We start from the raw sequence: 18741 nt of genomic DNA on the forward strand, positions 1-18741 counted from the left end.
GTTACTTAATACTTGTTTTTAATATTTGTTTTTTATCTATCAATATCCGGAACGACATAATCTATTGTTCCGCCAATAGCAATTAAGTCGGCAATCTTCGTTCCCCGGCAGATGGTGTCAATTGCAGCAACAAGCGGCAATCCCGTAGCACGGTAGTGCAGGCGGTAAGGCGTTTTGTCACCTTGACTTTCCAGGAAGACACCAAATTCACCACGACTTCCTTCTACTGCAGCATAGTAACTGCCTTCCGGAACACGGATGATAGGTTTCATCTTCTCCTGATAAGGTCCCTCGGGAATATTGTCTATTAATTGCTCGATGATGTTCAGACTTTCCATGATTTCATCCATACGCACCAGGTAACGGGCAAAGCAGTCACCTTCCGTATAAACGATTTCTTTGAAATCGACTTTGTCATATACACCGTATGGCATCCGTTTACGTACGTCACACGCCCATCCTGATGCACGGCCTGTACCTCCGGTACAACCGAAAGAGATGGCATCTTCACGGCTTAACACACCGACGCCTTTCATACGGCTCTGTGCGATGATATTACCTGTGAATATATCGTGATATTCGTGGATGATTCCTCTCATGTAAGGAATGAATTCTTTTACTCGTTTGACGAAGTTAGGGTGAAGATCAGCCTGTACACCGCCAATCGTATTGTAGTTCATGATCAGGCGTCCGCCGCAAGTTTCTTCAAAGATATCGAGAATCTTCTCACGGTCACGGAATCCATAGAAGAATGCTGTCAATGCTCCTAAGTCCATAGCAAGACAAGAGTAGAACAGCAAGTGAGAGTCGATACGTTGCAACTCATCCATAATGGTACGGATGTACTGCACACGTTCGCTGACCTCAACGCCCATGGCTTTTTCAATACACATACACAATGCGTGACGATTCTGATGTGCACCCAAATAGTCCAGACGGTCTGTTAATGCTAATGTTTGAGGATAAGTGAGGCTTTCATTCATTTTTTCGATACCCCGGTGGATATAACCGCAGTTTGCATCAATTTTACGAATGATTTCACCTTCCAGAGAAACACGGAAGCGCATTACACCATGAGTAGCCGGGTGTTGCGGACCGATGTTGACTACATATTCTTCTTCACCGAACAGCTTCATCTCTTTGTTCTTGATGGTTCCGTCCGGGTTCAGTTCTATTTCTTGAGTCGTGTCAAACGTCTCTTCATTGGTCATGCACAGTGGGTTATCCTTTTCCGGATCGTTATCCTTACGCATTGGATAACCTATCCAGTCGTTACGCAGATACAGCCGGCGCATGTCAGGATGACCAACAAAGGTGATACCATAATAATCGAAAACTTCACGTTCGTAGAAGTCGGCTATCTTCCAGATGTCGCTGACAGATGGAATTTCCGGTAGCTCGCGGTTGGTTGTCGCTGTTTTTAGTGCTATCCGTTCGCCTGTAATGGTAGATTCCAGATGGTAGACTACGCCTAAGCCGCGGAGTTTTTCCGGAGCGTCTTTCTCATCGGCTACTCCCCAGTCCATACCGGTGAGGCTTTCGAGAAAGTCCATCTGTTTTTCATTTCGCAAGCGCAGCATCTCGTCGTGTAACGCTGCAGGAGCTATAAATTGTATTTCTTGCATAAATCCTTTAAATTACAGAATGTAGAATCATTCTTCATTTTTTAAATAATCCGGTTTCTTCTCTTTTCTGTTTACTCCACCAAAGAACTTTTCTATTTTCACTTTGCGTTGCAATTGCATCATGCCATAATAGAATGCTTCAGGACGTGGCGGGCATCCGGGAATATATACATCTACCGGAAGAATCTTGTCCACTCCGTTTACTACGTGATAGGACTTCTTGAAAGGACCTCCGCTGACAGCGCATCCGCCTACGGCAACCACATACTTCGGGTCGGGCATCTGGTCATAGAGTCGTTTCAGTACCGGAGCCATTTTATTGGTGATTGTTCCGCATACCATAATCATATCAGCCTGGCGCGGACTGGCACGTGCTACTTCAAACCCAAAGCGGGCCATGTCATAACGCGCGGCACCCAGTGCCATAAATTCGATACCGCAGCAACTGGTTGCAAAGGTAAGCGGCCACAGTGAATTGCTGCGTCCCCAGTTGATAAAGTCGTCAAGTACTCCGAGGGCAACATTGGCTCCTCCTGCATTAAGTTCCTTGACCAACTTTTCCAATGATTCATTGTCGATAAACTCATCATACGGAATAGATTTTATTTTTGGCTTTTTGGTTATTTCCATTCCAAAGCTCCTTTCCTCCAGGCATAAGCAAGACCCAGAACTAAAATGATAAAGAAGAAGAGAACACTAATAAGTCCCTGTGGTCCCATGTCGCGCATAACTACCGCCCACGGAAACAGAAAAGCTGTTTCGACATCGAACATAAGGAATAGGATGGCAAACAAGTAGTAGCCTACACGGAACTGCATCCATGATTTGCCACGTGTCGGTATACCACATTCATAAGCCTCAAACTTTTGCAGATTGTATGAACGGGGAGAGATAGCACGCGAAAGGGCTATTACTACACCGACAAAAGCAAGCGCTGTCAGTAAAACAACAACTAAAAACGTAAAATTCATAATTCAATAGCTGTTTAGATTGAATATTATATAGAAATAAACAATTAGTCTATTCGTCCTATGGAGAATAAAACCAACTGTAATAGATGACGAGTAAAAGAGTCTACTGTACTGTAGGCTAAATAACAATTTTTCTCAACCCATATATATAATAGGAGATAGGATCGTAATAGTATGTAAGAGAATGGGACGAGACAGGGTGAGGCGGGCTTTGACGTTTGTAATGGTCGCAGAAATAAGCGATTAACAAAAGCATACTTTTATCTGTTGGAACATGTGCAACATCTGTATGGCTCATATCGCAGGATTGGGTCGTATAAAGATTGTAAAGACGTTCTAAAGCATTTTGAACCGGACGATCCTGCGATACATAGCATCTCTCCTGCCGATAAGTCGGGGAGGCAACTTTGCACATATCTTCCATTGTTCCGTTAGTTGCACAATGGATGAGCAAAGCCAATATTAACAGTAGTCCGAATTTTAAGCTTTGTTTCATCTTTCTCTTTTAACGGCTGCAAATATAGAACTAATATTTATACTTTTTGCAAAGTCCGTATGGCAAAAAAGCTTTTTTTAACTCCGCTTCTTTTAGATGCGTTTTTTAGCCCGCATAGTTTCACAGATATAGTTTTGGAATAAGGTAATCTTTTTACCATCATTTGTTAAAAGATGCAATAAAAAAGATGATTTACGTTCTTTTTTATGAATTACACAAAGAAAATACATTTTTTTGCAGATTAAGAAAGAATACACTATTATGAAACGCACACTTTGGTTTACATTTTTCCTTCTAAACTCTTTGTTTTATCTCTATGCAGATAGTGAGAATGATTCTTTGTTGAAGGTATTGGACAAAGTGATTTCTGAACGTTTGATATATACCCAGAAAAAAGAAGCGACCATAAAAGAATTAAAGAAAAAGAAGGTTGGCCTTGATTCGTTGGAGGATATATATAATTTAAATAAAGAGATTATCCACCAATATGAGACCTTTGTCTGCGATTCGGCAGAACAATATATTCATGAGAATATTGATATAGCAAAAACAATCGGTAATAAAGAATATCTTTTGGAAGAGCAACTCCGGTTGGCTTTTGTCTATTCCTTATCCGGTTTGTTTATTCAAGCTAATGATATTTTTAAGTCGATAAAATGTCCGGATTTACCCGATCATTTAAAAGCTTTGTATTGCTGGAATCGTATACGTTATTATGAAAATCTCATTAAATACACGGATGATGTACGATTTTCAAACGAGTATATATCGGAAAAAGAAGCTTATCGGGATACGGTGATGAGCATCTTATTTGACCAGTCGGATGAATATAGAAAAGAAAAAGCGGTGAAACTTCAAGATAAAGGGAGTACAAAAGAAGCTCTTCTGATTTTGACAGAGATATATGATAAGCAGGAGCCGTCCTCTCATGGATATGCTATGATGGCTATGGGACTTGCCAGGGCTTATCGGTTGATCGGAAATTATGCATTGGAAGAAAAGTTTTTAATGCTGGCTGCTATGACAGATACAAAACTGGCTGTAAAAGAGAATGAGGCATTATTGACATTGGCAGTTAATTTGTATCATAAAGGAGATATAGACAGGGCTTATAATTATATTAAGGTAGCGTTGGATGATGCCATCTTCTATAATTCCCGTTTTAAGAATACAGTAATTGCCCGTATCCATCCGATTATTGAAAATACGTACTTGATCCGGTTGGAAAAACAAAAGCAGAACCTTCGTTTTTATATATTTCTGACTAGCTTGTTTGTGGTAGCTCTTGCTATCACCCTGTATTTTACATATAAACAAACAAAAATTGTATCCCGGGCTAAGCGGCATCTGAAAGCTATGAATGAGGAATTGGTCGGGTTGAATAAGAATCTCGACGAAGCTAATTTGATTAAAGAAAAGTATGTGGGGTATTTTATGAATCAATGTGCTGTTTATATTAATAAACTCGATGAGTACAGGAAGAATGTGAACAGGAAAATCAAGACCGGACAGATTGATGATTTGTATAAATCATCTTCTCGTCCTTTTGAAAAGGAACTTGAAGGGCTTTATCAGAACTTTGATAAAGCGTTCCTTAAATTGTATCCTAACTTTGTGGAAGAGTTCAATTCTTTGTTGAAACCGGAGGAACGCTATAAATTGGAAAAAGACCAACTGAATACAGAATTACGCATATTTGCATTGATTCGATTAGGAATTACCGATGTTGGACAGATCGCTGTATTTTTACATTATTCTGTGCAGACAATTTATAATTATAAGAGTAAAGTGAAGAGAATGTCCACTCTTGATAGTAATATCTTTGAAGAAGAGGTAAAAAAACTTGGTTCTTTGTCTCAAAAATGATTCTATCCGGTTTACCAAAACTAAAAAATGGTATTGATTTAAAATGTTGATTATTAAATGTATATGTGAATAATAGTCTTTAAAATGTTTACTTTCCCGCCTACTTCCATTAAGAAGTAGGCTTTTTTCATCTCTATATTTGCATCACAAGATTTTTGATAACTGAATACTAATCTAAAGAAACACACAACTATGAGTTTTTCTGAATTGTATCTTATTTATTATCCCAAACTAGTTCGGTTTGCAAAAGAATTTGTGATGTCGGAAGAGGATGCTGAGAACATAACGCAAGATGTGTTTACAGACTTATGGGAAAAGAGAGAGTCAATGAATCATATTGAGAATATGAATGCTTATCTTTTCAGACTTGTGAGAAACAAATGTTTGGATTATTTAAAGCATAAAGTATTCGAGCAAAAGTATGTCGAGAATGTGAAGGCTTCTTTTGAAATTGAGTTGAATCTGAAATTGCAATCTTTGGATCGTTTTGATGTATATGATATATCAGAAAGAAATCAGATGGAGAACCTGATACGGGATGCTATCAATAGTTTGCCTAAAAGATGCCGTGACATATTTTTGTTAAGTCGCATGGAAGGATTGAAGTATAGGGAAATATCCGAACGTTTGGGCATTTCGGTAAATACAGTGGAATGTCAGATGGGAATAGCACTGAAAAAGTTGAGAGCAAAACTCAATGTAACATTGGCTGCATAACTTTTTAATGATTTTATCGGTATTTTTTAGGGGTATTTATTGAGATAATCGTTCTTTGATAAAAAAGGACTGTGTATATGGAGAATTGTCTGAATAAATATTTTGCGGATGAATTTACTTCTGATGAAAAAACAGAGTTTCTCATAGAAGTGGAAAACAACGAAAGGCTGAAGGAAGAATTTATAGAAAATCAGAATTTGCTGGCACTCGTTGATTGGATATCTCCGGAATATGAAAATAATAAAGAAGTTGTCCAACATAAATTATATGAATTTATGTGTAGAATGGAGCAACACAAAGATAAATAGGTTTAGGATACCATGAATAAAATTTATATCATATTACTGACTGTTTTCTTTTATGCAAATGTTTATTCTCAACAAGCTTATTTTGTTGATGGGTATCATGGCGGGATATATGGCCATTATCCGGTAAAGTGGAAAACTCAATTCATTGTGGATCAGCTGGCTATGCATCCGGACTGGCGGATTTGTATGGAGATAGAGCCTGAAACATGGGATACAGTCAGAGTGCAGACTCCGGAGGCTTATTTGCGTTTTAAAGAGATGGCTACTAGTAATCAGGTAGAGTTTACGAATCCTACTTATGCACAGCCTTATTGCTATAATATCTCGGGAGAGAGTATAATAAGACAGTTTCAATATGGTATTGCTAAAATAAACAAACATTTTCCGGGGGTGGATTTTGTAACCTATTCGGTAGAAGAACCTTGCTTCACAAGCTGCTTGCCACAAATCCTTAAACAATTCGGCTTTAAATATGCTGTATTAAAATGTCCCAACACCTGTTGGGGAGGGTATACTGCTGCTTATGGCGGAGAATTGGTTAATTGGGTGGGACCGGACGGGACTGCAATATTGACTGTTCCCAGATATGCTTGTGAAAAACTGGAGCCGGGATCAACTTGGCAGACAACTGCTTGGGGAAATTCGGATGCTTATTTAAAAGATTGCCGTAACGCAGGTATCAAACACCCTGTTGGTATGTGTTTTCAGGATGCGGGATGGAAGAACGGCCCATGGCTGGGAAGTGGAAAGAACACAAAAAATAACTCTATATATATGACATGGAGAGATTACATTGAGAATGTCTCCATCGGAAAAACGGATGATAACTGGAATTTTTCACAGGAAGATATACATGTGAATCTTATGTGGGGAAGTCAGGTTTTGCAAAAAATAGCGCAAGAAGTACGCGCTTCAGAAAATAGAATTGTCATGGCAGAGAAAATGTCTGTAATGGCTTATCTGGAGAATCAATATATTTGTCGACAGGCAGATATGGATGAGGCTTGGCGTACGCTGATGCTGGCACAACATCATGATTCGTGGATTGTGCCTTATAATGGACTGAATAGAAAAGGAACATGGGCTGATCAGATTAAGCGATGGACAGATAGTACCAATCATATTGCAGATGGAATTATTGAGGCATCTATGCGGAGCTTTAATGAAAAGTTTATTCCGCAAAATAATGCTCGACAGCAATATATACGTGTTTTTAATACATTAGGAATGAGAAGAAAGGAAATCGTAAGGGTTCTTCTGCCTACGGAATCTGAAAATGCGGATTTAAGTGTTTGTGACTGGAAAGGTAAAGATATAGGTTGTTTTGTAGAAAATGAAGGTAAAGAGATAAGATTATTTTTTGAGGCAGAGATTCCTCCCTTTGGTTATTCCACGTATTGTATAAAAAAGAAAGAAGCTGGTAAGAAAGAGGCTTCGGAGAGTAGATTCGTTTCGGAAAATAATAAGGTGAATAAACAGGAATACGTGGTTGAAAATGATATGTATAAAATTGTTTTTGACTTATCAAAGGGAGGAACCATAAAAAGCCTGATAGCTAAAAAAGAAGGGAATAAGGATTTTGCAGGTAAAATGGAGAAATATGCTTTAGGGGAGTTGCGAGGCTTTTTTTATGAAGAAGGCAAATTTCGTTCTTCTAGAGAAACTCCGGCTCGGCTGACAGTAGTGAGGGATAATGTATATGAGCAAAAAGTAAAGATAGAGGGTGAGATTGCTTCCCATCCGTTTACACAGGTAATCACTCTCACTAAAGGAACGAGACGAATTGATTTTGATTTGACAGTTGACTGGAAAAATAATGTAGGTATTGGTGAATATAAAGAGGAGCGTTGGCGTGATAATCGTCGGGCTTATTGTGACGATCGGTTTAAACTAAGTGTATTATTCCCGACTGATTTACATTCTCCCCGTGTTTATAAAAATGCACCGTTTGACGTATGCGAAAGCAAACTGACTGATACTTTCTTTGGTTCTTGGGATCAAATCAAACATAATATTATACTTCATTGGGTTGACTTGGCTGAACAAGAAGGTGACTATGCTTTGGCTTTATTATCAGACCATACTACTTCTTATTCTTATGGAGAGGACTATCCGCTAGGACTGACTGCTCAATATTCGGGTGGAGGACTTTGGGGACCTGATTATAAAATAACACACCCTTTGAGAATGAAGTATGCAATTATACCTCATCGTGGCAAATGGGACAAAGCATCAATCGCAGATGATAGCGATTGTTGGAATGAACCATTGTTGTATTCTTGCTATCCAGTGGCAAAACCGGAATCGAAATCATTTATTGATTTACAGAATACCGGTTATCAAGTGAGCGCTCTTCAAATGAAAGATGGAAAGGTACTATTGCGCCTGTTCAATTCCGAAGGGGACGAAAGATTACAAAAGGTTACTATTGATATGCCATTATCCGGTGTAGAGGAAGTTGATTTGAATGGACAATGTATCGAAAGAAAGAAGATAAAAACACGTGCCGGCAAATCGGAAATAGTGATTTCAATGCCTCGTTTTGGTATTAAGACTTTCATTCTTAGTTTGATTAAAAATAATTAGATTATTATTATGTATAAAGCGACTGCTAATCTTTTAATTGTTTGCTTTTTGGGTTGGATGACAGGGTGCTCATCAACCAATACTGTATCGGAAGATTTAGTTCCGACTGATTATGTAAACCCGTTTATTGGTGCCAGTACTAGTGTAGGGGCTGCCGGAGTTTACCATGGATTAGGTAAAACTTTTCCCGGAGCCACAACTCCTTATGGTATGGTACAGGTTAGTCCTAATACAATAACGGGAGGCGATAATGGTTCCGGATACAGTGATGAACATAAGACAATCGAAGGATTTGCCTTTACTCAGATGAGTGGTGTGGGATGGTTTGGTGATTTGGGGAATTTTCTTGTGATGCCTACAACTGGTGAATTATATAAAGTCGCAGGTAAAGAGAATAATGATAGTATAAAAGGATATCGTTCGGCTTATAACAAAGCTACAGAAACGGCTAAGGCAGGATATTATTCGGTAGAATTGACTGATTATCATATAAAAGTAGAAAGTAGCGCGACACCGCATTGTGGAATTTTACATTTTACTTATCCTTCTAGTGATCAATCGCGTATTCAGATTGATTTAGCCCGTAGAGTAGGGGGAACATCTACTTCCCAGTATATTAAAGTTGTAGATGATTACACCATTCAAGGATGGATGAAGTGTACGCCCGATGGCGGTGGATGGGGTAATGGTGAAGGTAAAGCCGATTATACCGTTTATTATTATGCACAATTTAGTAAACCTTTGACAGACTATGGTTTTTGGAGTGCAGATATTCCCGAACATTGGATTCGGAAACGTGATGAAGTAGTGAGTATTCCTTATTTGACTCATGTATCACAAGCTCCGGTTATAAAAGACAAGAAAGAACTGACGGGTAAACATCTGGGCTTTTTTACAGAATTTCCAACGAAGGAGGGAGAGACTGTAGAGATGAAAGTTGGTATCTCTTTTGTTGATATGGAGGGTGCCGCAAATAACTTTGAACAAGAAATAGCCTCTAAAAGCTTTGAACAAGTAAAACAGGAAGCCACTGAATTGTGGAATAAAGAACTTAGTCGTATCCGGATATCCGGTGGTACAGATGATGAAAAAACGATATTCTACACTGCCATGTATCATACGATGATTGATCCTCGTATCTATACAGATGTCGACGGGCGTTATGTCGGTGGTGATTATAAAATACATACGGCTGACAGCACCTTTACAAAACGTACTATATTCAGTGGATGGGATGTATTTCGTAGTCAGTTTCCTTTGCAGGTTATAATTAATCCGCGTTTAGTAAGTGATGAACTGAACTCATTGATTACTATGGCAGATCAGAGTGGGCGCGAATACTATGAGCGTTGGGAATTGCTGAATTCCTATTCCGGTTGTATGTTGGGAAATCCTGCTTTGTCTGTTTTGGCAGATGCTTATATCAAAGGGATTCGTACGTATGATGCAGAGAAAGCATATCGTTATGCCGTTAACACATCACGTCGTTTTGGTAATGATTCATTGGGGTATGCTCCGGAACCATTGAGTATTTCAACAACTTTGGAGTATGCTTATACTGATTGGTGTGTATCTCAATTAGCGAAGGCTATGGGAAAAGAAGACGATGCCAAATGTTTCTATGAAAAGGGACAGGCATATCATCATATTTTTGATAAAGAAAAGGGGTGGTTCCGTCCTCGCAAAGCAGATGGTACATGGGTAGAATGGCCGGAGAATGCACGTCTTAAAGAATGGTATGGGTGTATAGAAGCAAACTCTTATCAGCAAGGTTGGTTCGTGCCTCATGATGTTCCGGGAATGGTGGATTTGATGGGTGGCAAGGAGAGAGTTATTGAGGATTTAACAGATTTCTTTAATAAAACTCCTTCTAATATGTTGTGGAATGAATATTATAACCATGCGAATGAACCAGTACACTTCGTTCCTTTTTTGTTCAATCAACTTTCAGTTCCCTGGTATACTCAAAAATGGACACGCTATACCTGTGAAAAGGCTTATGCAAATAAAGTAGAGGGGATCGTTGGCAATGAAGATGTAGGCCAAATGTCGGCATGGTATGTGTTGGCAGCTTCCGGCATTCATCCTTCCTGCCCGGGGAATACACGTATGGAGATTACAAGCCCGGTCTTTGATAAAGTAGAGTTCAATCTCGATCCTAACTATTATACAGGGAAGAAATTCACGGTGATAGCTCATAATAATAGTATAAATAACGTCTATATACAAAAGGCCTTGTTGAACGGTCAGGAATACAATAAATGTTATCTTGATTTTGTGGACATTGCAGCCGGAGGTACATTGGAGTTGTTTATGGGTGATAAACCTAATATTGAGTGGGGAATTTGATTGAATAACATACTCTAAAACAAATTGTTACTTTAAAATCTTGATAGTATGATGAATAAACTTGGGCTTATCATTGTATCGGTTATATTTGCTCTAATCCAGACAGGGTGTGTAGAGCAGAGTACGTGGATGTCTTTGAACAGCTCTAATCCTCGGATTATCTGGGAAGTGAAACCCCAGGCAGATTTAGAGAACATAACCGGAGAGCAGATTTCTACTCTGGGATTTAAAATGTCTGATTACGTTAAAGGTGTGGTTCCTGGAACAGTTTTTACTGCTTATGTTGAAGCAGGAATCGTTCCTGATCCTAATTATGCCGATAATATTTATAAAGTAGACGAAACGTTTTATAACCGCCCGTTTTGGTATCGTACAGAATTCGAACTCCCGTCTTCTTATTCGAAGGGGAAGCGGGTATGGCTTCATTTCGACAATACGAACCGCTTTGCCGATTTTTATTTTAATGGCGAGAAGATATCAGGAACAAAAACATCGACTAAAGATGTAAGCGGTCACATGTTACGTTCGAAGTTTGATGTGACCAATCTGATAAAGAAATCCGGTAAGAATGTGATTGCTGTTCTGATTACCGATCCCGACCAGAAAAAGACCCGTAAGGCTAAAGATCCGTATGGAGTTGCATGTAGTCCCAGTTATCTGGCTGGTGCGGGATGGGACTGGATGCCATACGTACCGGGGCGTCTGGCTGGTATCACAGGGAATGCTTATCTTGTGGTAACAGGAGATGTAGTGATGGAAGATCCTTGGGTACGTTCAGAGTTACCGACCTTGCAGAAAGCAGAGCTCTCTGTCTCAACGGATATTAAGAATGTTTCTTCTTCCCCCAAAGAAGTCGTTGTGTCTGGAGTGATTCAACCGGGGAACATATCTTTCTCTAAAGACATTCGGGTAGAAGGAGGAACAACAGCCAAATTATCTATAAACAAAGATGACATAGCGCAATTGGTCGTTGACCATCCGAAACTTTGGTGGCCGAATGGTTATGGTGATCCCAATCTTTATACTTGTAAGCTGACTTGTTCTGTAGATGGAAAAGTGTCAGATGTAAAAGATCTGACATTCGGTATCAAGAAGTATGAGTATAAAATGGTAGATAATGTAGTGGGATATCCTGTTCTTACATTCTTTATCAACGGACAGAAAATTTATCTGAAAGGTGGTAACTGGGGAATGAGCGAGTATCTGCTTCGTTGTCAGGGTAAGGAGTATGAAACGAAAATCAGACTTCATAAGGAGATGAATTATAATATGATCCGTCTATGGACAGGTTGTGTTACTGATGATGAGTTTTATGATTATTGTGATAAATATGGAATTATGGTATGGAATGATTTCTGGTTATATGTAGCATACAATGACGTGGCGCAACCGGAAGCATTTAAGGCGAATGCCCTTGATAAAGTCAGACGCCTCAGAAACCATCCTTCCATTGCTATTTGGTGTGGAGCTAATGAAACGCATCCGGCACCTGATTTGGATAATTACCTGCGTGAAATGATTGCGAAGGAGGACAATAATGACCGTATGTATAAATCTTGCTCCAATCAGGATGGATTGTCCGGAAGTGGTTGGTGGGGAAATCAACCTCCAAGACATCATTTTGAAACTTCAGGCAGTAATCTGGCATTTAATACACCGGCTTATCCATACGGCATTGATCACGGTTACGGTATGCGTACAGAAATAGGAACTGCCACTTTCCCGACATTTGAAAGCATCAAAGAGTTTATTCCAGAAAAAGACTGGTGGCCTCTGCCTACTGATGAGCAGTTGAAAAATGATGATGATAATGTATGGAACAAACATTTCTTCGGTAAGGAAGCATCTAATGCCAACCCGGTTAATTACAAGAATTCAGTGAACACACAGTACGGAGAATCATCCGGACTGGAAGAATTTTGCGAAAAAGCGCAAATGTTGAATCTTGAAGTGATGAAAGGTATGTATGAGGCTTGGAACGATAAGATGTGGAATGATGCTGCCGGACTTCTGATCTGGATGAGTCATCCTGCTTATCCTTCGTTTGTATGGCAAACTTATGACTATTATTACGATCCTACAGGCGCTTATTGGGGAGCAAAAAAGGCTTGTGAACCTTTACATATCCAATGGAATGCTTCCAATAACAACATAAAAGTAATAAATACTACAGCAAAGGACTTGAAGGGTGCAATAGCTAATGCTACAATTTACGACTTGAATGGAAAAGAAATATCGGCCTACGGACAGACAAAGCAGGTCGATGTGGCAGCCAGCAACATTGCAGAAGCATTCTCTTTGAACTTTAACCCTTTCAATCTGGCTTATGGAAAGAAGGCCGTAGCTTCTTCTTCAACGGGTGCCTCTAAAAGTGCTTCAATGATTACTGATGGGGGAGCGGGAAGTCGTTGGGAAAGTGCATACAGTGATCCTCAATGGATATACATAGATCTTGGTAAAGAAGAAAAGATAGAAAAGGTTATTTTGAAATGGGAGGCAGCTTGTGCTAAGAAATACGAACTGCAAGTATCGAATGATGCGCAAGAGTGGAAAACCGTTTATGCCAACAAAGATGGAAGAGGTGGTACTGAACAGATTGAATTGGAACCAGTTACAGCACGTTATGTGAAACTGGAAGGCATCAGTCGTGCTACACAGTTCGGATATTCATTGTTCGAATTCGAAATTTATGGTGAGAAATCAAAAGAGATAGAAGAACTGACTCCGCTTCATTTTATCAAACTGGAACTGACAGATGCCAAAGGTAATCTAATCTCTGAAAACTTTTATTGGCGGAATGGTGTGAGAGATCTTGACTATACATTACTGAATACACTTCCGGAAGCCGCTTTATCTTGCCGATTGGTGGATAAATCGATGTCTGATGGGACGATGAAGATAGCTGTAAAGAATAATTCCGGGACTGTGGCTTTTGCTAATCGGGTGAGGCTTGTTAATAAGGCTACGCAGAAAAGAATACTTCCAATTATTATGTCCGATAATTATGTGACATTGATGCCGGGCGAAGAAAAGGTTATCACTATGGAGGCGGCTCCCGAACTGTTGAAAGGAGGCGTAAGTGTATTGGTGAAACAGTATGGAAAAGCAGAGAAGAATAAGCTGGATATAGCAGATTGATTGTTGTACGGTTATCTTTATGGTTTGATTAAAAGAATTAAGAAAATGGCTAATAGACTAAAAATGAGGATACTCTTGTTGTTATCTTTAGTTTGTATAAATTGTGATTGCTTACAGGCACAAACAACAATACCCCGGTTTGAGGAAGGGGAACGTGTGGTATTTGTAGGAAACAGCATTACTCACGGCGGACATTATCATTCATTTATCTGGTTGTATTACATGACTCGTTTTCCGGATAAACCGATTACTATCATGAATGCCGGAATTGGTGGAGAGAGTGCGTGGGATATGAAGGATCGCTTGGACTATGATGTTTTCAACAGGAAACCAACTTATGTGACTCTGACTTTCGGTATGAATGATACCGGTTATGATATTTACATGAAAGACAATGCAAAAGAACTGTCGGAACAACGGATTGCAAAGTCATTGGAAAGCTATCGGGAAATAGAAGAACGCTTACTGGCTAAAAATAAAATAAAGAAAGTATTGATTGGTAGTTCTCCTTATGATGAGACTTCCAAGTTTAATAATTTTATATTGCGTAATAAGAATGACGCCATTTTAAAAATAATAGATGCCCAACGTACATCGGCTAAAAAGAATGACTGGGGTTTTGTTGATTTTAACCAACCGATGCGTGAGATAAGCAGAAAAGAGCAGGAGGCAGATTCTACATTTACTTTCTGCAGGATAGATAGAATTCATCCGGATAATGACGGACAGATGGTCATGGCCTATTTGTTTCTGAAAGCACAGGGACTGGCTGGGGATGAAGTGTCATCAGTATCTATTGATGCATATCATTCATCTGTAATAACCCATAAGAACTGTAAGATTTCAAAACTAAAAAAGAGCGGAGCTGATCTGACTTTTGATTATCTGGCGTATGCTCTTCCTTATCCGCTGGACTCTATTTCTAGAAGTGGCTGGGGAAATAAAAGGTCACAACGTGATGCAATGCAGTTGGTTCCATTTATGGAAGAGTTTAATCAGGAATGTTTTCAGGTAACAAATTTAGAGAAAGGAATGTATCGGTTAACTATAGACAATCAGTTTATAGACAATCTCTCATCCGAAAAGTTGGCGAATGGAGTGAATTTGGCAGATTACCCGAATACTCCCCAATATCAACAAGCTGCGAAAATCATGTATCTGAATGAAGAACGGTTTGAAGTGGAGAAACGTTTTAGAGAATACTTGTGGACCGAATATTCATTCCTGAAAAAAGAAGGATTGCTGTTTGCTGATGATCAGAAGGCTATCGATAAGCTAAAAGAATATTTACCTAAAGACGGGTTTCTTAGGATGAGCTACGACTGGTATATAAAAGCGATGAATCCCGAAATACGGGAGGTTTGGAGCAATTATATGAAGAGTCTCGTTGAAACAATTTATAAAATCAATAAACCTGTCACTCATAAAGTGAGGCTGACAAGAGTTGAATAATAATAGAAGATGAATAGAATGAAACGATTGTTATGTTTAGGTTTGATTTGTTATTTCTGTTGTCTGTCGATGATAGTATATGGAAATGAGAATTTCTATTTGGCGGAATTAAAATGTGAGAATCTTATTGATCCTTTGGGGATTGATAATGTGACTCCTCACTTCAGTTGGAAGTTAAAGGGGGACGGCTGGAAAGGCGGGCAAACTTATTATGAAATACAGGTAGCTTCGGATAGTATTCTGTTGGTGCAGGATAAAGCTGATTTATGGAATACCGGAAAATTGAAATCCAAAACTTCGGTTATGGTACCTTATCAAGGGAAGACTTTAACTTCTCGTTCTTTGTGTTATTGGCGGGTACGTGTTTGGGATGTTAAAAAACAAGCTTCATCATGGAGTCCTGTTGCCCGTTTTGGAGTTGGCATCTTGGATCAGTCACAGATGAAAGGAGAATATATAGGGGCTTCTGTTGAAGGTGGTAAGATTTGTGCTCCTATTCTTCGCAAAAAAGTGAAATTGACTCAGGGCGAGACTTCTTTCCTACATGTAAATACGTTAGGTTATCACGAAATTTATGTCAATGGAAAAAAGGTGGGGGAAGATGTTCTGACCCCTGCTGTATCACATTTATCTAAACGTTCACTAATTGTTACTTATGATATTACTCCTTATTTAAGAGAAGGAGAAAATGATTTGCTTATCTGGCTAGGACAAGGTTGGTATAAAACGACGACTTTCGGAGCAGCTTATGAAGGTCCGCTGGTAAAAGCAGAATTGGATGTGTTGAAAAATGGTAAATGGGAAGTGGGAACGAAGACAGACGGATCATGGAACGGGCGTGAAAGTGGCTATTCGGATACAGGTACTTGGCGTGCTTTGCAGTTTGGAGGTGAGAGGGTGGATGGAAGGATTCTTCCGCGAGATCTTTCAACACAGGCTTTAGATAAAATGAAATGGACTCCTGTTGTGAAAGTGAATGTTCCCGATCATATCACTTCCCCTCAAATGTGTGAGGTAAACAAGATACATCAGATTTTGCAGGCTGTTTCTGTAAAGAAGCTAGGTGAAAGTCTCTGGCTGGTAGATATGGGGAAGGTTCAGACCGGATGGTTTGAGATGCAAATGCCTATATTGCCGGCAGGTCATGAAGTTATTATGGAATATAGTGATAATTTGACGAAAGACGGTGAATTTGACAAGCAAGGTGAAAGTGATATTTATATATCTGGTGGTAAGCAAGGAGAATACTTCAGAAATAAATTCAATCATCACGCTTTTCGATATGTGCGCATCTCCAATCTTCCTCAGAAACCGGAAACAGGTGCTATGAAATCTCTGCAGATTTATGGAGATTATAAACAGACCGCAACTTTTGAATGTTCGGATGCCGACTTGAATGCTATTCATCAAATGATTCAGTATACGATGAAATGTCTGACTTTTAGTGGATATATGGTAGACTGTCCGCATTTGGAACGTGCTGGATATGGTGGTGATGGAAACTCCTCAACGATGTCTTTGCAAACGATGTACGATGTAGCTCCTACTTTTGAAAACTGGGTACAAACATGGGGAGACTCTATGCGTGAAGGAGGAAGTTTGCCGCATGTTGGTCCTAATCCGGGTGCCGGTGGCGGCGGTCCGTATTGGTGCGGATTCTTTGTACAAGCTCCATGGAGAACGTATGTCAACTATAGTGATCCCCGACTGATTAAGAAATATTATTCTCAGATGAAAGAGTGGTTTAAGTATGTTGATAAATATACAGTAGATGGTTTGCTGAAACGTTGGCCCGATACCAAATACCGTGACTGGTATTTGGGTGATTGGCTGGCACCCATGGGAGTAGATGCAGGTAATCAGGCTTCAGTGGATTTGGTAAGTAACTGTTTTATCAGCGAATGCTTGAGCACTATGTATAAGACAGCCTTAACATTAGGAAACAAAGAAGAGGCGGAAGAGTTTGCTATTCGTAGAGAAAAACTCAACAAGTTGATTCATCAGACGTTCTACCGTGCGGATGAAGGAATCTATTCTACCGGTTCACAATTGGATATGTGCTATCCTATGTTGGTAGGTGTTGTACCTGATTCTTTGTACAATAAAGTGAAAGAGAATGTCGTTACGATGACCGAAGAAAAATATAAAGGACATATTGCTGTTGGTCTGGTTGGAGTGCCTATTTTGACTGAATGGGCTGTTCGGAATAAACAAGTGGATTTCTTCTATCAAATGATGAAGAAACGTGATTATCCCGGTTATCTGTATATGATTGATCATGGTGCGACAGCGACTTGGGAATATTGGAGCGGAGAACGAAGTCGTGTGCACAATTGTTACAATGGAATTGGTACTTGGTTTTATCAGGCTGTAGGAGGAATACGTCTTGACGAGGCTGAACCTGGATATCGTCACTTCTATGTCGATCCTCAAATACCAAACGGTGTGACCTGGGCAAAAGTAACGAAAGAATCACCTTATGGCACAATTGCTGTTAATTGGAAGTTGAAAGATGATAATCAGTTGAATCTTCAATTGACAGTTCCTGCCGGAACAACGGCTACAGTTTGCATCCCCAATAATGCTGTCTCATATAAAATGAATGAAAAGAAAGTGAGTGTTAAAAAGCAGACTGTTGATGTAGAAGCAGGGCATTATGATTTTCTATTTAATTTGAAATAGATACGCGCCCCCTACTAGAGTGTATTTATGATTTTCATTTCTCATATTCTCATTCATTAATCATAAATGGCAGAAAACTAATAGGATAGACTATGAGAAATGATTTATAAGACGGCATTTCTCATAGTTTTTCCGTTAAATACCCCATATTTTACCTTGTTTCTCATACTTGTTGGATTCATTTCTCATAGTGTTTTTCCAATCAACCTATACAAGAATAAAGAAGCAACTAGTCAACGATTATCAGGGAAGTACATATTCTTCTTGTCCCATATATTGTGGGAAGGTATTCCCTATTAACAGGGAAAAGATTCTCTTATTTTGTGGGAATAAATTCTCATAATATTAGGGAACATTTTCCCATAATATATGGGACAATCGGAACTACAGTTTATCTTCAACCAGAAAAAAAGGAGAAGTATAGTATTTAACTATGAGAAATACTCTGAAATGCTATGAGAATAAGGTGAATTTTAAGCTAAAATAGAAGGTGTATTATGAGAAATGCCGTCTTAGAAAGTATTTCTCATAAGCTATTTATTTGATTATTT

At 39.2% G+C, this 18741-nt stretch carries 12 protein-coding genes; 8 read left to right on the plus strand and 4 right to left on the minus strand.

Going from position 1 to position 18741, the window contains the following annotated elements; genetic code table 11:
- Positions 1–32: 32 nt before the first annotated feature.
- The 4 genes from GD631_RS09155 to GD631_RS09170 all read right to left on the minus strand — a co-directional run bounded on the left by GD631_RS09155 (position 33) and on the right by GD631_RS09170 (position 3092).
- Positions 33–1625, minus strand: coding sequence for an NADH-quinone oxidoreductase subunit D (locus GD631_RS09155; RefSeq protein WP_143259144.1), 1593 nt, complete (start codon positions 1623–1625; stop codon positions 33–35).
- Between the two features lie 27 nt (positions 1626–1652).
- Positions 1653–2255, minus strand: a complete 603-nt coding sequence (locus tag GD631_RS09160) for an NADH-quinone oxidoreductase subunit B (RefSeq protein WP_004301465.1) — start codon at positions 2253–2255, stop codon at positions 1653–1655.
- On the minus strand, positions 2246–2596 hold the full coding sequence (locus tag GD631_RS09165; RefSeq protein ID WP_004312114.1) for an NADH-quinone oxidoreductase subunit A: 351 nt from the start codon (positions 2594–2596) through the stop codon (positions 2246–2248). The genes GD631_RS09160 and GD631_RS09165 overlap by 10 nt, the downstream gene beginning before the upstream one ends.
- A 118-nt stretch (positions 2597–2714) precedes the next feature.
- Positions 2715–3092, minus strand: coding sequence for a hypothetical protein (locus tag GD631_RS09170; RefSeq protein ID WP_143259145.1), 378 nt, complete (start codon positions 3090–3092; stop codon positions 2715–2717).
- A gap of 261 nt (positions 3093–3353) precedes the next feature.
- Between GD631_RS09170 and GD631_RS09175 the strand changes: the two genes are divergently transcribed.
- The 8 genes from GD631_RS09175 to GD631_RS09210 all read left to right on the plus strand — a co-directional run bounded on the left by GD631_RS09175 (position 3354) and on the right by GD631_RS09210 (position 18190).
- Positions 3354–4958: a SusR family glycan utilization regulator gene (locus GD631_RS09175; RefSeq protein ID WP_143259146.1), complete on the plus strand. Its 1605-nt coding sequence runs from the start codon at positions 3354–3356 to the stop codon at positions 4956–4958.
- Positions 4959–5150: 192 nt separating this feature from the next.
- Positions 5151–5675, plus strand: a complete 525-nt coding sequence (locus GD631_RS09180) for an RNA polymerase sigma-70 factor (protein ID WP_004312117.1) — start codon at positions 5151–5153, stop codon at positions 5673–5675.
- A 77-nt stretch (positions 5676–5752) separates the two neighbouring features.
- Positions 5753–5983: a hypothetical protein gene (locus GD631_RS09185; protein WP_008650696.1), complete on the plus strand. Its 231-nt coding sequence runs from the start codon at positions 5753–5755 to the stop codon at positions 5981–5983.
- A 12-nt stretch (positions 5984–5995) separates the two neighbouring features.
- Positions 5996–8569, plus strand: a complete 2574-nt coding sequence (locus GD631_RS09190) for a glycoside hydrolase family 38 C-terminal domain-containing protein (protein WP_143259147.1) — start codon at positions 5996–5998, stop codon at positions 8567–8569.
- A 9-nt stretch (positions 8570–8578) separates the two neighbouring features.
- Positions 8579–10918, plus strand: a complete 2340-nt coding sequence (locus tag GD631_RS09195; protein WP_143259148.1) for a GH92 family glycosyl hydrolase — start codon at positions 8579–8581, stop codon at positions 10916–10918.
- Between the two features lie 48 nt (positions 10919–10966).
- Positions 10967–14056 carry a discoidin domain-containing protein gene (locus GD631_RS09200; protein ID WP_143259149.1) on the plus strand — a complete coding sequence of 1030 codons (3090 nt, stop codon included), beginning with the start codon at positions 10967–10969 and terminating at the stop codon, positions 14054–14056.
- A 45-nt stretch (positions 14057–14101) separates the two neighbouring features.
- The gene (locus GD631_RS09205) at positions 14102–15508 is read left to right on the plus strand and encodes an SGNH/GDSL hydrolase family protein (protein ID WP_143259150.1); all 1407 of its coding nucleotides are present in this window, start codon (positions 14102–14104) and stop codon (positions 15506–15508) included.
- A 9-nt stretch (positions 15509–15517) separates the two neighbouring features.
- On the plus strand, positions 15518–18190 hold the full coding sequence (locus GD631_RS09210) for a family 78 glycoside hydrolase catalytic domain (RefSeq protein WP_143259151.1): 2673 nt from the start codon (positions 15518–15520) through the stop codon (positions 18188–18190).
- Positions 18191–18741: the final 551 nt, after the last annotated feature.

Origin of the sequence: Bacteroides luhongzhouii (genome assembly GCF_009193295.2) — a bacterium.
In the GTDB taxonomy this organism is placed as follows: Bacteria; Bacteroidota; Bacteroidia; order Bacteroidales; family Bacteroidaceae; genus Bacteroides; species Bacteroides luhongzhouii.

Excerpts from the sequence above, each read along its gene's own strand:
- GD631_RS09155 (WP_143259144.1), bottom strand. The coding sequence starts at position 1,625 with ATGCAAGAAATACAATTTATAGCTCCTGCAGCGTTACACGACGAGATG.
- GD631_RS09160 (WP_004301465.1), bottom strand. The coding sequence starts at position 2,255 with ATGGAAATAACCAAAAAGCCAAAAATAAAATCTATTCCGTATGATGAG.
- GD631_RS09165 (WP_004312114.1), bottom strand. The coding sequence starts at position 2,596 with ATGAATTTTACGTTTTTAGTTGTTGTTTTACTGACAGCGCTTGCTTTT.
- GD631_RS09170 (WP_143259145.1), bottom strand. The coding sequence starts at position 3,092 with ATGAAACAAAGCTTAAAATTCGGACTACTGTTAATATTGGCTTTGCTC.
- GD631_RS09175 (WP_143259146.1), top strand. The coding sequence starts at position 3,354 with ATGAAACGCACACTTTGGTTTACATTTTTCCTTCTAAACTCTTTGTTT.
- GD631_RS09180 (WP_004312117.1), top strand. The coding sequence starts at position 5,151 with ATGAGTTTTTCTGAATTGTATCTTATTTATTATCCCAAACTAGTTCGG.
- GD631_RS09185 (WP_008650696.1), top strand. The coding sequence starts at position 5,753 with ATGGAGAATTGTCTGAATAAATATTTTGCGGATGAATTTACTTCTGAT.
- GD631_RS09190 (WP_143259147.1), top strand. The coding sequence starts at position 5,996 with ATGAATAAAATTTATATCATATTACTGACTGTTTTCTTTTATGCAAAT.
- GD631_RS09195 (WP_143259148.1), top strand. The coding sequence starts at position 8,579 with ATGTATAAAGCGACTGCTAATCTTTTAATTGTTTGCTTTTTGGGTTGG.
- GD631_RS09200 (WP_143259149.1), top strand. The coding sequence starts at position 10,967 with ATGATGAATAAACTTGGGCTTATCATTGTATCGGTTATATTTGCTCTA.
- GD631_RS09205 (WP_143259150.1), top strand. The coding sequence starts at position 14,102 with ATGGCTAATAGACTAAAAATGAGGATACTCTTGTTGTTATCTTTAGTT.
- GD631_RS09210 (WP_143259151.1), top strand. The coding sequence starts at position 15,518 with ATGAATAGAATGAAACGATTGTTATGTTTAGGTTTGATTTGTTATTTC.